Source organism: Streptomyces rectiverticillatus, assembly GCF_013394065.1.
In the GTDB taxonomy this organism is placed as follows: Bacteria; Actinomycetota; Actinomycetes; order Streptomycetales; family Streptomycetaceae; genus Streptomyces; species Streptomyces rectiverticillatus.
Genome location: NZ_CP040752.1, coordinates 2492177 through 2505814, shown reverse-complemented (window position 1 = coordinate 2505814; position 13638 = coordinate 2492177). Strand labels below are relative to the sequence as shown.

The following is a 13638-nucleotide window of genomic DNA, read 5'->3' as shown; positions in this document are numbered from 1 at the left end:
AGGTAGCAGTACGACCGCTCTCACGAAGGAATCAGACCACTGGGCAAGCGACAGCCCGAAGGCCCCCCGCCCGCTCCCGCGGTGCAGCGCATTCGCTTGCGTTACACCAAGCGCGGCCGCCTCCGGTTCACCAGTCACCGTGACTTCCAGCGCGCCTTCGAGCGCGCCCTGCGGCGCGCCGAGGTGCCCATGGCGTACTCGGCGGGCTTCACCCCGCACCCCAAGGTGTCGTACGCCAATGCCGCACCCACCGGCACGGGCAGTGAGGCCGAGTACCTGGAGATCCAGCTCGCCGAGGTCCGCGAGGTGGAGCAGCTGCGCAAGCTGCTCGACGAGTCGCTGCCGGACGGGCTGGACATCACGGACGCCGTGGAGGCCCGCACGTCCTCCTTCGCCGACCGGCTGGAGGCCTCCGTCTGGGAGCTGCGGCTGGACGGCGTCGGGGCGGCGGACGCCGAGGGCGCCGTGGCGGCGTTCATGGCGGCCGAGCAGGTGGACGTCCAGCGCCGCACCAAAAACGGGTTGCGGACCTTCGACGCCCGTGGTGCCGTGGTCCGCCTCGAAGCGCGGGACGCCGCGGCCGATAGGCCCGGCGACGGTCCCTGTGCGATACTGCGGCTGGTTGTTCGGCATGCCACACCCGCCGTTCGACCCGACGACGTCCTGTCCGGTCTCCGCGCTACGGCCGACCTGGCGCCGCCGGTCCCCGCTGCGGTGACCAGGCTGGCGCAGGGGCTGCTCGATGAGGAGTCCGGCACGGTGACCGACCCGCTCGCGCTTGACCGCGAAGCCGCCCCGGCCTTCCCCACCACGGCCGCCGGGCCGAGCCCCGCAGGCGATGCGCAGGTGCCGGAAGGTTCCGCGTAAGGACGGCCGTCGAAGCGCCGCCGGACACCAGGGAGCCACCCGGTGCGGCAGGCGCACTGACCAGGAGACTTTCGCCGGTGCCGATGAGCATCGGACCCGGCGAGCGAGACGACAGCTCCCGTGCGGCGACCGCGCCCCGGACGGCGGTACCGCGCACATCACGCGGGCCGGCGGGCCGGAACCGGCGCGGCGCCCGGGAGCGTGACGGGAGAACCGCCCGCATGCTCGAATCCATTGAGCCCACCGAGCCCGGCTCCGCCGGGACCGAAGCCGACAACAACAGCCCCAGCGACACGCTGCCGGCACGTGGCCGCCGCCGTGCGGCCTCCCGCCCCGCGGGCCCGCCGGCCTCGGCCGCCGCCTCCGCCGAGGCCCCCGAAGCCGCCGCCGCACCCGCGGAGCAGGCCCCTGCAGCGCCGGAGGCCGAGGCCCCGGCCGCCCCTTCGACGCCCGCCCGCCCGCGCCGCCGCGCCACCCGCAAGGCCGCTGCGCCCTCCGGTGCGCCGAAGGCCGCCGAGCCCGCCGTGGCGACCGCCCCCGAGGTGGCCGAATCCCCGCAGCCGGTCGAGCTGACCGCAGAGCCCGCCGAGGAGCCCGCGGCCGAGCCCGCTCCCCGTACGCGCCGCCGCGCCACCCGTAAGGCCACCGCCCCGGCGGGTTCGCCCAAGGGTGCCGAGGCCGTCGTCGAGCCGGTCGAGCCGGCCGTCGCCGCCGCCGTCGAGGAAGAGGCCGAGGAGGTGGCCGAGGAACTGCAGGCCGCGTCGGCCGCCCCTGCCCGTCCGCGCCGCCGGGCCACGCGCAAGGCCACTGCGCCCGCCGGTGCTCCGAAGGCCGCCGAGGCTGCCGAGCCCGTGGAGGCTCCGGCCGCCGCTCCGGTCGCCGAGGCCGCCCCTGAGGCCGCCGAGGCCGCTGCCCCCGCCCGTACGCGCCGTCGCGCCGTGCGCCGCGCTTCCGCTCCGGCGGGTGCGCCGCAGGCTGCCGAGGCCGCCGAGCCGGTCGTCGCCGAGGCCGTCACCGAGCCCGTGGAGGCTCCGGCCGCCGCCCCCGAGGCCGCCGAGGCTGCTGCCCCCGCTCGTACGCGCCGTCGCGCCGTGCGCCGTGCCTCCGCTCCGGCGGGTGCGCCGGAGGCCGCCGAGGCCGTCGTGGAGCCGTCCGCGCCGGTCGCCGAGCCCGTGGCCGAAGAGCCGCAGGAGGCCCCGGCCGCCCCGGCCCGTACGCGCCGCCGTGCCGTGCGCAAGGCGACCGCTCCGGCAGGTGCCCCGCAGGCCGCCGAGCAGGTGACCGAGCCCGCCGAGGCCGAGGCCGCCGCCGCGCCCGAGGAGCAGGCCCCCGCCGCCGAGCCCCGTGGCCGCCGTACGCGCCGCCGTGCCACCGCCCCCGCCACCGCCGCCGAGGCCGAGCAGCCCGCCGAGGCCGCCGCCGAGCCGGCTCCGGCCCGTACGCGGACGCGCCGCCGTGTCGCCGCCGGTGACGCCGAGCAGGCCGCCGCCGCGCTCGAGGCCGCCAAGGAGGCGAGCCGCGCCCGCGAGGCCGAGGCCGCCCCGGCCGCGGAGCCCGCCGCCCCTGCGCGTGGCCGCCGCCGCGCCGTGCGCCCCCCGACGGCCGTCTTCCAGGCGCCCGTCTTCACCGAACCGATGTTCCAGACCCCGGAGACCGCCGCTGCTGCCGCCGCCGCGGCCGCCGAGGAGGAGCAGCCCGAGGCCGAGGTCGTGGAGGAGCGCGTCGTCGAGGCGCAGCCCGCCGGCCGCCGCCGTCGCCGCCGCCGTGGCGAGCCCGCCGAGGCCGAGCAGGTGGAGGCCGAGGCCCCCGCCGCGGTCGAGGAGGAGCCGGAGGCCGAGGAGGCCGAGGTCACCGCCGAGGACGAGGAGCAGGGCGAGCGCCCCTCGCGCCGCCGTCGCCGGGGCGGCCGCCGTCGCCGCCGGGGCGAGGCCGCGGACGCCGAGGGCGAGTTCGAGGACGAGCAGGCCGCCGAGGCCGAGGAGGCCGAGGCCCGCGAGGAGGAGGCCGAGGAGGCCGAGACCGACGAGGGCGCGGGCAGCTCCAGCAGCCGTCGCCGCCGTCGCCGGCGCCGCCGCACCGGTGAGGCCGTCGACACCGAGCCGGGTGCGGACGAGCCCGAGCGCACGGTCGTCAAGGTCCGCGAGCCGCGCAAGCGCGAGGAGCGCGAGCCGGGCACCGGCTTCGACGAGGTGCAGTCCATCAAGGGCTCGACCCGTATGGAGGCGAAGAAGCAGCGCCGCCGCGAGGGCCGCGAGCAGGGCCGCCGCCGCGTGCCGATCATCACGGAGGCCGAGTTCCTGGCCCGCCGCGAGGCCGTCGAGCGGGTGATGGTCGTCCGCCAGAGCGGTGAGCGCACCCAGATCGGCGTGCTGGAGGACAACGTCCTCGTCGAGCACTTCGTCAACAAGGAGCAGGCCACCAGCTACGTCGGCAACGTCTACCTGGGCAAGGTCCAGAACGTGCTGCCGTCGATGGAGGCCGCCTTCGTCGACATCGGCAAGGGCCGCAACGCCGTCCTCTACGCCGGCGAGGTCAACTTCGAGGCGCTCGGCATGGGCAATGGCCCGCGCCGCATCGAGACCGCGCTGAAGTCCGGCCAGTCCGTGCTCGTCCAGGTCACCAAGGACCCGATCGGGCACAAGGGCGCGCGTCTGACCAGCCAGGTCTCCCTCCCGGGCCGCTACCTCGTGTACGTGCCCGAGGGCTCGATGACCGGCATCAGCCGCAAGCTGCCCGACACCGAGCGGGCGCGTCTGAAGACCATCCTCAAGAAGATCGTCCCCGAGGACGCGGGCGTGATCGTGCGCACCGCCGCCGAGGGTGCGAGCGAGGACGAGCTGCGCCGTGACGTCGAGCGTCTGCAGGCGCAGTGGGAGGACATCCAGAAGAAGTCGAAGCAGATCTCGACGAGCTCGCCGAGCCTGCTCTACGGCGAGCCGGACATGACCGTCCGCGTCGTCCGCGACATCTTCAACGAGGACTTCTCCAAGGTCATCGTCAGCGGTGACCAGGCCTGGGAGACCATCCACGGCTACGTCTCGCACGTCGCGCCCGACCTGGCCGACCGGCTGCAGAAGTGGACGTCGGACGTCGACGTCTTCGCCACGTACCGGATCGACGAGCAGCTGATGAAGGCGCTGGACCGCAAGGTCTGGCTGCCGAGCGGCGGCTCGCTGGTGATCGACCGGACCGAGGCGATGGTCGTCGTCGACGTCAACACCGGCAAGTTCACCGGCCAGGGCGGCAACCTGGAGGAGACGGTCACCAGGAACAACCTGGAGGCGGCCGAGGAGATCGTGCGCCAGCTGCGGCTGCGCGACCTCGGCGGCATCATCGTGATCGACTTCATCGACATGGTGCTGGAGTCCAACCGGGACCTGGTGCTGCGGCGCCTGCTGGAGTGCCTGGGCCGGGACCGCACGAAGCACCAGGTCGCCGAGGTGACCTCGCTGGGCCTGGTCCAGATGACCCGCAAGCGGGTGGGCCAGGGCCTGCTGGAGTCCTTCTCCGAGGGCTGCGTGCACTGCAACGGCCGCGGTGTGATCGTCCACATGGACCAGCCGGCGTCCGTCGGCGGCGGCGGTGGCGGCAAGCGCGGCAAGAAGAAGGGCAAGGGTGCGGCTGCCGCGCCCGAGCACGAGCACGTGCACGAGGTGGCTCCGGCCACCGAGGAGGTCCCCTCGATCGTGGAGGCCCCCGCGGCCGCCGCCGTCGAGCCGGCCCCCGAGGCGCCCGAGCTGGAGCCGGTGGCCGTCACCGAGGCGCAGCTGCAGCCGTCGGTCGGCGGTGACGAGGAGTGGTTCGGCAGCGCCGCGGAAGCGGAGGCTGCAGCCGCCTCTTCCAAGCGTGGCCGTACGCGCCGCCGGGCGACCCGCAAGGCGTCCGCTCCGGCGGGTGCGCCGCGGGCCGCCGAGGCGGAGCCCGAGGTCGTGGTGGAGGCGCCTGCGCCGCAGGCCGCCGCCCCGCAGGCCGCCGCCCCGCAGGCCGCCGCCCCGCAGGCCGCCGCCGAGCCGGCCGCGGAGCCGAAGGCCGAGGCTGTGGAGCCCGTCGCCGAGCCGGTGGCGGAGCCCGTGGCGGAGGCGGCCCCGGCCGCTCCCGCCCGGCCGCGCCGCCGGGTGACCCGCCGGGCCTCCGCGCCCGCCGGCTCCCCGTCGGACACCGAGGCCGCCGTCGTGGTCGTCCCGTCCGTGGCCGCGGCCGCGGAGCCGGAGCCCGCGCCGGTGGAGACCCCGGCCGCGGAGCCGGTCGCCGAGGGCGTCGAGGGCGTCGCCGAGGCGGAGGCCGCGGCCCCCGCCGAGAAGCCCGCCCGCAAGACGGCCGCGAAGAAGGCCACCGCCAAGAAGGCGCCGGCGAAGAAGACCGCCGCCAAGAAGACGGCGGCCAAGAAGACGACGACGACCGCGAAGAAGGCCACGGCCAAGAAGGCCGCCACGAAGACGGCGGCCAAGAAGGCCCCGGCCAAGCGGGCGACGAAGAAGGCTGCCGCGGAAGCGGTGTCCTCCTCGGAGGACTGAGTGGCGTAGTGCCGGGCCCGTTCCGGGCCCGGCACCGCCGGGCAGCCACATGGTGGTTGCTCCCCGGTCCCCGTCAAGAGGGCCGGTTTGACCCGTTCGTCAAGGGCACGTAATCTTGACGGTCGGTGTCTGTTACGGCACCACGCCACTGAGCAAACACCTTCCGGCTCCGCCGGGAGAGGCCGCTCGTCCACTCGGACAGTCACGGGTTCCGGCCCGTGCGAGCGGCTGGCATCAGAGGTCCCTTTACTAGCGAGAGAGTGAGATCCGCGTGTACGCAATCGTGCGTAGCGGCGGTCGCCAGCACAAGGTTGCTGTCGGCGACATCGTCGAGGTTGACAAGATTTCCACCGGCAACGTGGGCGACGCGGTCGAGCTCTCGACGCTGCTCGTCGTCGACGGTGAGAACGTCACCAGCGACCCGTGGGTCCTGGCCGGCATCAAGGTCTCGGCCGAGATCGTCGACCACCACAAGGGTGCCAAGATCGACATCCTGAAGTACAAGAACAAGACCGGTTACCGCAAGCGCATCGGTCACCGCCAGCAGTACACCGCGGTGAAGATCACCGGCATCCCCACGGCTGCGAAGTAAGGGACTGAGGAGACATGGCACACAAGAAGGGCGCATCGTCCACCCGGAACGGTCGCGACTCCAACGCTCAGCGGCTCGGCGTGAAGCGCTTCGGCGGTCAGGTCGTCAACGCCGGTGAGATCCTGGTCCGCCAGCGTGGCACCCACTTCCACCCGGGCGCCGGTGTCGGTCGCGGTGGCGACGACACGCTGTTCGCGCTTGAGGCCGGTGCGGTGCAGTTCGGCACCCACCGTGGCCGCAAGGTCGTCAACATCGTTCCGGCTGTCTGATCCAACGGGATCCTGACGCCGTAGAGCGATAGCGAGGGCGGACCTCCCTTCCCTGTGCGGGAAGCGGGTCCGCCCTCGCTGCGTTACAACAGAGACAATTCCGTATTCCCCCAACCTTCGGCCGGGGGGACCCCCAGGAGGCACACCGCTATGACCACCTTCGTGGACCGCGTCGAGCTGCACGTCGCCGCGGGTAACGGAGGCCACGGCTGCGCCTCCGTACACCGTGAGAAGTTCAAGCCGCTCGGCGGCCCGGACGGTGGCAACGGCGGCCGTGGCGGCGACGTGATCCTGGTCGTGGACCAGTCGGTCACGACCCTGCTCGAATACCACCACAGCCCCCACCGCAAGGCCACCAACGGCAAGCCCGGCGAGGGCGGCAACCGCTCCGGCAAGGACGGTTCCGACCTGGTCCTGCCCGTCCCGGACGGCACCGTCGTCCTCGACGCCAAGGGCAACGTCCTGGCCGACCTCGTCGGCGAGGGCACCACCTATATCGCCGCCCAGGGCGGCCGCGGCGGCCTCGGCAACGCCGCGCTGGCCTCGGCCCGCCGCAAGGCGCCCGGCTTCGCGCTGCTGGGCGAGCCCGGCCAGACCGGCGATGTCGTCCTGGAGCTCAAGACCGTCGCCGACGTGGCCCTCGTCGGCTACCCGAGCGCCGGCAAGTCCTCGCTGATCTCGGTGCTCTCCGCGGCCAAGCCGAAGATCGCCGACTACCCCTTCACCACGCTCGTCCCGAACCTGGGCGTGGTCACGGCCGGTGCGACCGTCTACACCATCGCCGACGTGCCCGGTCTGATCCCCGGCGCCAGCCAGGGCAAGGGCCTCGGCCTGGAGTTCCTGCGCCACGTCGAGCGCTGCTCGGTGCTCGTGCACGTGCTGGACACCGCGACGCTGGAGTCCGAGCGCGACCCGCTGACCGACCTCGACGTCATCGAGGCGGAGCTGCGGGAGTACGGCGGCCTGGAGGACCGGCCGCGCATCGTCGTCCTCAACAAGGTCGACATCCCCGACGGTCAGGACCTCGCGGACATGATCCGCCCGGACCTGGAGGCCCGCGGCTACCGCATCTTCGAGGTCTCCGCCGTCTCCCGGCAGGGCCTGAAGGAGCTGTCCTTCGCGCTGGCCGGCATCGTCGCCGAGGCGCGCGCCGCCAAGCCGAAGCAGGAGGCGACCCGCATCGTCATCCGCCCGAAGGCCGTCGACGACGCGGGCTTCACCGTCACCCTGGAGGAGGACGGCCTCTACCGCGTGCGCGGCGAGAAGCCGGAGCGCTGGGTGCGCCAGACCGACTTCAACAACGACGAGGCCGTCGGCTACCTGGCCGACCGCCTCAACCGCCTCGGTGTCGAGGATGAGCTGATGAAGGCCGGTGCCCGTGCGGGCGACGGCGTCGCCATCGGCTCCGAGGACGACGCGGTCGTCTTCGACTGGGAGCCGTCGATGGCCGCCGGTGCGGAGATGCTGGGCCGCCGTGGCGAGGACCACCGCCTGGAGGCCCCGCGGCCGGCGGCGCAGCGGCGCCGTGACCGGGACGCGGAGCGGGACGAGGCGGACCGCGAGTACGACGAGTTCAAGCCCTTCTAGCGGGTGCCCGCGCCCCGTAAGGGGCGCGGGGAACTGCGCGACCAGCCACGCCCGGCCTGCAGGCGGCTACGCGCCACCACCCGTATGCCGGGGCGGTCGGGCGGCTGACGGCCGTCCTGGGCTGATCGCGCCCACGCGGCGGAGCCGCAGATTGACACAGCCCCGCGCCCCTGAGGGCGTGGCATCGCACCCGTCGTCCGTGGTCAGGGCATGACGAAGGCCCCGGGAGGAAACCTCCCGGGGCCTTCGTCATGCTGACGACGCGTTACACGGCCGCAGCCGCGTCCGCCTCGCGCTGGGTCGGGATCTCGGAGGCGCGGGCCTCCATCCGCGCGCGCCGGGCGTCGGCCTCGGCGGCGAGCGCCAGCGCGGCCGCGTTGAAGCGGACGAGCGACGGCGGGTCGGACGGGCCGAGCAGCTGGACCTTGAGCTCGGCGCGGGCCTCGGCGAGGCCGTCCAGGCTGGGGTCGCGGACGGCCGCGAGCAGGCCCGCGACCTCGCCGGCCTCCGGGGTGAGGATGGTCGCCGCGCTGACGGTCGGGAAGTTCGTGCGGAACTCCTCCTCGGTCATGCCGCTGGTGTTCGCGACGGCGTACGGCTTCTCGCTGATCAGGTAGTCCGAGACGACGCTCGACACGTCGCTGATCAGGACGTCCGCCTCGTTGAAGCAGCTGAAGAGCGCCGGGCGGGCGGTGGTGATGATCTGGTGCTCCCACTGCGGCAGGGAGGCCCAGTAGGCGGTCTCCCAGGCGGTGGTGGCGGCCTCGACGGTCGCGGCGCGGCCCGGCTCGGGCGTGCCCTGAAGCATCATCCGCTCGATCTCGTCCGCGCTGGAACGGAAGGCGCTGGTGGTGAGGCGGTCCAGCTCGGCCGTGCGGCGGTCCAGCTCGGCGGCGGCCTCCGGGCCCGGACGGGCGCCGTTCCGGGCGGCGTTGGCCTCGCGGATCATGGCCTGGATGCGCTCGTTGGCAAGGCCCGCGCGCGGGTCGACGGAGCCGGTCATCGGGTGCGGCTTGTAGAGCAGGCGCACCTTGGGGTCGGCGAGGAGCGCGCGGACGATGTTCTCGCCGGCGAGCATCACCGAGGTGTTGCCGGGGTTGCCGTCCCAGCCCTCCCAGGTGGGGGCGTAGAGCACGGTCGTCAGCTCGCGTGCGGGCGCGCCCGTGTACGGCCGGATCGGGGCCAGCTGCGGGCGGCCGACCTCGACCACGTCGCGGTCGTCGACGCCGATGTCGGCGAGCTGGTAGCGCTCGCGGGCGGCGGGGCCGGCGACCCAGATCTCGTCGTACGCCTTGGAGTAGGGGTTGCAGCTGGAGAGCTTGTCGCTCTCGCCGTGGTTGATGAAGGCGTGCTTGATCGACGGCATCCGCAGGACCTGCGAGGTCTTACCGGAGTTCGCCGGGTGGATCATCATCTGCAGCGAGGACTTCTCCAGGGCCATCAGGTGGACGACCTTGGGGATGCAGATGATCGGCACGTCGGTGGCCTCGATCTTCTGCACCATGAAGCGCTCGCGGAGCACGATCACGGGGTTGCCGTCGAGCGCGGCGAGGGTGGAGAGCCACATGTTGGCCTGGTAGGCCGAGGTGGTGCCGCCCGAGAAGTACATGCCGGCGGTGGGCTTGTAGTCGGCCAGCCAGCGGTCGAGCCACTCCAGGGCGCGCTGCTCGTTCGCGATGCGCTTCTTCGGCCGCAGCCAGCCCGCGAGGTGGACGGTGCCGCCGGCCGCGAGCAGGAGGGCCGCGCCGACGCCGATCTCGCCCCACAGGGGCTTCTCGGTGCCCGCGGTGACCAGCAGGCCCGCGGTGGCCGGGATCGCGAAGCGCAGCAGCCGGCGGCCGTGCTGGCGGGCCAGCAGGCGCGGCGGGGCGGCGGTCAGGCGCAGGCCGGAGGTGTCGATGTTGCGGGTCACGAAGGGCAGCGTGCGGCTGCGGCGCACCAGGATCGCGGTGGCCTGGCAGGCGAGGTGCGCGGCGTAGAAGAGGACGAGCCCGACGAAGACGGGGGCGTAGTCGCGCAGCGAGCCGTCGCCGTGGAGCCGCAGCAGCCCGATGAGGACCAGCATGTCGCGCAGCAGCTGCCGGACCATGACGTCGAAGCGGATCTTGCCGAGGACGGCGACGAGACCGGGGTCGCGGTGCTGCAGGTAGAGATCGAGGGCGAGCCCCGCCGCGGACGCGGCGATCAGCAGCGGCACGTCGGGCAGCAGCGCGCCGACGAGCTGCGTGGCGAAGAACACCAGCATCGCGAGGAGCGCCGCGGCCTGGACGGCGCGTCGGGAGGCTGTTCCGGCAGAAGGCACTGGGAGGGCTCCTGGCAGGCGGACTAGGGGGGACTGTGGGCGTGGGGGAACCGTGCCTGGGCAACGGTCGACTACCGACCGTATGACGCGGGCTGGTCCACGAGCAATCTTCCGTGACGGCAATCATCGCAAAACAGGGCCGAACGACCACAATCCCAGACGGTAGATTTGCGGGCCTGAGGCAGCCCGGAAGAGGCGGGCGACCGGCGAATCACCTGAGGTGTGTGCAGTGACTGGGGCAGGGGAGCAGCAAGGGGCCCGTGAGGCGGCGGTGGCGGGCGCCCGCAGGATCGTGGTCAAGGTGGGGTCCTCCTCGCTCACCACCGCGGGCGGGGGACTGGACGCCGACCGCGTTGACGCGCTGGTGGACACGCTCGCCAAGACCACCGGCGAGAGGGAGGTCGTGCTGGTCTCCTCCGGCGCGATCGCGGCCGGCCTGGCGCCGCTGGGCCTCGACCGCCGCCCGCGCGACCTGGCGCGCCAGCAGGCCGCCGCGAGCGTCGGCCAGGGCCTCCTCGTGGCCCGTTACACCGCGTCGTTCGCCCGTTACGGCCGGCGCGTGGGCCAGGTGCTGCTCACGACGGACGACACCAGCCGCCGTGCGCACTACCGCAACGCACGCCGGACGCTGGACCAGCTGCTGACCATGGGCGCCGTGCCGGTCGTCAACGAGAACGACACGGTGGCCACGGACGAGATCCGCTTCGGCGACAACGACCGGCTGGCCGCCCTCGTGGCCCACCTCGTCCGGGCCGACCTCCTGGTGCTCCTCTCCGACGTGGACGGCCTCTACGACGGAGACCCCAGCACGCCGGGCACCTCGCGGATCGCCGAGGTCACCGGGCCGAAGGACCTGGAGGGCATCTCGATCGGCAGCGCGGGCAAGGCCGGCGTCGGCACCGGCGGCATGGTCACCAAGGTCGACGCCGCCCGGATCGCGGCCGCCGCCGGCATCCCGGTCGTGCTGACCTCGGCCAGCCAGGCGGCGGACGCCCTCGCGGGCCGCCCCACCGGCACGTTCTTCCACCGCACCGGGCGCCGCTCCGCCGACCGCCTGCTGTGGCTCGCCCACGCCTCCACGCCGCGCGGCGCCCTGACGCTCGACGACGGGGCCGTACGGGCCGTGGTGGACGGCACCGGCTCGCTGCTGCCCGCCGGCATCGCCGGGGTCGAGGGCGAATTCAGCGCGGGCGATCCGGTCGAGCTGCGCGATTGCGCGGGGCGGGCCGTCGCGCGCGGGCTGGTGGCCTTCGACGCGGGGGAGATCCCCCAGCTGCTCGGCCGCTCCACCCGCGACCTGGCCCGGGAGCTCGGGCCCGGTTACGAGCGCGAGGTCGTGCACCGTGACGACCTCGTCGTGCTGCGCCGCTGACGGGCGTCGAACACGGCGCGACAGGGTGACGACAGAGTGTGGTAAGTCCAGCCTTTCCATGGGGCCTTTCCGTGAAAACGCCACGCGGCCGCCCGCAGACTGGTCAACTTTGATGCGAGGCACATGCGGGGAGCCGTTCCGGGCAGGCGGGTTCTCGCGTACCACCGCTCCGCCGCACGCACGCGGAGCAGCGAGCAACAGGAGGCCGCCGGTGAGACGAGGGCGCCCAGGGGCGCTGCCCCGCGCTGGAGGCACGCCCCCAGCCACGGCTGTGGGCACCTCCGCCCAGGCCCGCGGGGCCGTGGGGGAGCCGCGCACGCTGACCAGCATCGGGGGCGGGGGCGGGGGCGATGCGGTGGAAGTGTCCCGGCTGTGGCACATCACCCTGAGCGTCTCGGGTGCCGAGGCGCCGCTCGCCGAGGTCCGGCGGGCGCTGGAGCAGCTCGCCCACGACCACCCCTTCCTGCTGACCAGCCGCTACGCCCACGACCACGCCGAGATCCGCTACTGGGAGGAGGCGCGCGACCTGCACGACGCCGCGGCGGTCGCGCTCCGGCTGTGGGGCGAGCACCGCTCGACGGCCCGGCTCCCTCCGTGGGAGATCGTGGGCCTGGAGGTCATCGACCGGGAGACCTACCACCAGCGCATCGCGGAGGGCTACGGCCCCCTGCCGGCCACACCGGTGGGGGTGCACCCGTTCTGAGCGGGGGCGGGCAGGCCGCGCGGGGGAGCGTCCACGAGCCGGACCGGCCGTCCACAGTCCGGAATGCCCGCCGCCGAGGCGTCCCGCGCGGCTAGGCTTCGCGCCATGAGCAGCGTTTTCCCCTCTCCCCTCGCCGACCCGATGCCGCAGTCCCCGGTGCTGCGCGCCGCCTACCGCGCCCGCGCCGCCGCCGCGGAGCTGGCGCCACTGCCGCGCTCGGTGAAGGACGAGGCGCTGCTGGCGATCGCCGACGCCCTCGAGGTGCGGACGAAGGAGATCGTCGAGGCCAACGCCGAGGACGTGGCCAAGGCCCGTGCCGCCGGTACGAGCGAGAGCGTCGTCGACCGGCTGACCCTGACCCCGGAGCGGGTGCGGGCCATCGCCAAGGACGTCCGCGACGTCGTCGCCCTGCCCGACCCGGTGGGCGAGGTCGTGCGCGGCTCCACCCTCCCCAACGGCATCGACCTGCGGCAGGTCCGGGTGCCGCTCGGCGTCGTCGGGATCATCTACGAGGCCCGGCCCAACGTGACCGTCGACGCGGCCGCCCTGTGCCTGAAGTCGGGCAACGCCGTCCTGTTGCGGGGCTCGTCCTCCGCGTACTCCTCCAACTCCGCGCTCGTGCGCGTCATCCGCGACGCCGTGGGCGGGGCGGGCCTGCCCGCCGACGCCGTGCAGCTGGTGCCGGGTGAGAGCCGCGACTCCGTGCGGGAGCTGATGCGCGCCCGCGGCATGGTCGACGTGCTGATCCCGCGCGGCGGCGCCTCCTTGATCCGTACCGTCGTCGAGGAGTCCACGGTCCCCGTGATCGAGACGGGCACCGGTAACTGCCACGTGTACGTGGACGCCCGGGCCGACCTGGACATGGCCGTGGAGATCCTCGTCAACTCCAAGGCGCAGCGCGTGAGTGTGTGCAACGCGGCCGAGACCCTCCTCGTCCACCAGGACATCGCGCAGGAATTCCTGCCGAAGGCGCTCGCCGCCCTGGCGGAGGCCGGGGTGACCGTGCACGGCTGCGAGCGCGTCCTCGCCCTGGCCGAGGGCAGCCCGGCCACCGTGGTGCCGGCGACCGTCGAGGACTGGGAGACCGAGTACCTGTCGTACGACATCGCCGCGGCGGTCGTGGACGACCTGGACGCCGCCGTCCGCCACATCCGGCTGTGGTCCTCCGGCCACACCGAGGCCATCGTCACCACCTCGCAGGCCGCCGCCCGGCGCTTCACCCAGCTCGTGGACTCCACGACCGTCGCGGTCAACGCCTCGACGCGGTTCACGGACGGCAGCCAGTTCGGCTTCGGCGCCGAGATCGGCATCTCCACGCAGAAGCTCCACGCGCGCGGTCCGATGGGTCTGCCCGAGCTGACCTCGACGAAGTACATCGTCACGGGCGACGGCCACGTGCGCGGCGGCGGGCTTCCGGCGAGCTGAATTCCCC

At 73.9% G+C, this 13638-nt stretch carries 9 protein-coding genes; 8 read left to right on the top strand and 1 reads right to left on the bottom strand.

Annotation, left to right across the window (positions count from 1 at the left end):
* Window positions 1–81: 81 nt before the first annotated feature.
* The 5 genes from FGW37_RS10780 (at window position 82) to obgE (ending at window position 7829) form a co-directional block, all read left to right on the top strand.
* The gene (locus FGW37_RS10780; protein WP_179080870.1) at window positions 82–867 is read left to right on the top strand and encodes a TIGR03936 family radical SAM-associated protein; all 786 of its coding nucleotides are present in this window, start codon (window positions 82–84) and stop codon (window positions 865–867) included.
* 221 nt (window positions 868–1088) lie between these two features.
* Window positions 1089–5381: an Rne/Rng family ribonuclease gene (locus FGW37_RS10775; protein WP_179080869.1), complete on the top strand. Its 4293-nt coding sequence runs from the start codon at window positions 1089–1091 to the stop codon at window positions 5379–5381.
* A 271-nt stretch (window positions 5382–5652) separates the two neighbouring features.
* Entirely contained in the window at window positions 5653–5973 is a 321-nt protein-coding gene (gene rplU, locus FGW37_RS10770) for a 50S ribosomal protein L21 (protein WP_058044468.1), read from the top strand.
* Between the two features lie 14 nt (window positions 5974–5987).
* The gene (gene rpmA, locus FGW37_RS10765) at window positions 5988–6242 is read left to right on the top strand and encodes a 50S ribosomal protein L27 (RefSeq protein WP_058044469.1); all 255 of its coding nucleotides are present in this window, start codon (window positions 5988–5990) and stop codon (window positions 6240–6242) included.
* A 150-nt stretch (window positions 6243–6392) separates the two neighbouring features.
* A complete protein-coding gene (gene obgE, locus FGW37_RS10760; protein ID WP_179080868.1) occupies window positions 6393–7829 on the top strand; it encodes a GTPase ObgE in 1437 nt (478 codons plus the stop codon).
* Between the two features lie 265 nt (window positions 7830–8094).
* Here obgE and FGW37_RS10755 read toward each other — a convergent pair whose 3' ends face one another.
* The gene (locus FGW37_RS10755; protein ID WP_179080867.1) at window positions 8095–10131 is read right to left on the bottom strand and encodes a hypothetical protein; all 2037 of its coding nucleotides are present in this window, start codon (window positions 10129–10131) and stop codon (window positions 8095–8097) included.
* 271 nt (window positions 10132–10402) lie between these two features.
* On the opposite strand from FGW37_RS10755, the gene proB reads away from it, so the two are divergent.
* The 3 genes from proB (at window position 10403) to FGW37_RS10740 (ending at window position 13631) form a co-directional block, all read left to right on the top strand.
* Window positions 10403–11503, top strand: coding sequence for a glutamate 5-kinase (gene proB / locus FGW37_RS10750; protein ID WP_179084625.1), 1101 nt, complete (start codon window positions 10403–10405; stop codon window positions 11501–11503).
* Window positions 11504–11774: 271 nt separating this feature from the next.
* Window positions 11775–12206 (top strand): hypothetical protein, encoded by a 432-nt coding sequence (locus FGW37_RS10745; protein WP_179080866.1) that lies wholly within the window; start codon window positions 11775–11777, stop codon window positions 12204–12206.
* A gap of 105 nt (window positions 12207–12311) precedes the next feature.
* A complete protein-coding gene (locus FGW37_RS10740; protein WP_179080865.1) occupies window positions 12312–13631 on the top strand; it encodes a glutamate-5-semialdehyde dehydrogenase in 1320 nt (439 codons plus the stop codon).
* Window positions 13632–13638 lie beyond the last annotated feature (7 nt).

Bases quoted from the DNA above. Each gene is read 5' to 3' on its own strand.
- FGW37_RS10775 (WP_179080869.1), top strand. From the start codon at position 1,089: ATGCTCGAATCCATTGAGCCCACCGAGCCCGGCTCCGCCGGGACCGAA.
- rpmA (WP_058044469.1), top strand. From the start codon at position 5,988: ATGGCACACAAGAAGGGCGCATCGTCCACCCGGAACGGTCGCGACTCC.
- obgE (WP_179080868.1), top strand. From the start codon at position 6,393: ATGACCACCTTCGTGGACCGCGTCGAGCTGCACGTCGCCGCGGGTAAC.
- FGW37_RS10740 (WP_179080865.1), top strand. From the start codon at position 12,312: ATGAGCAGCGTTTTCCCCTCTCCCCTCGCCGACCCGATGCCGCAGTCC.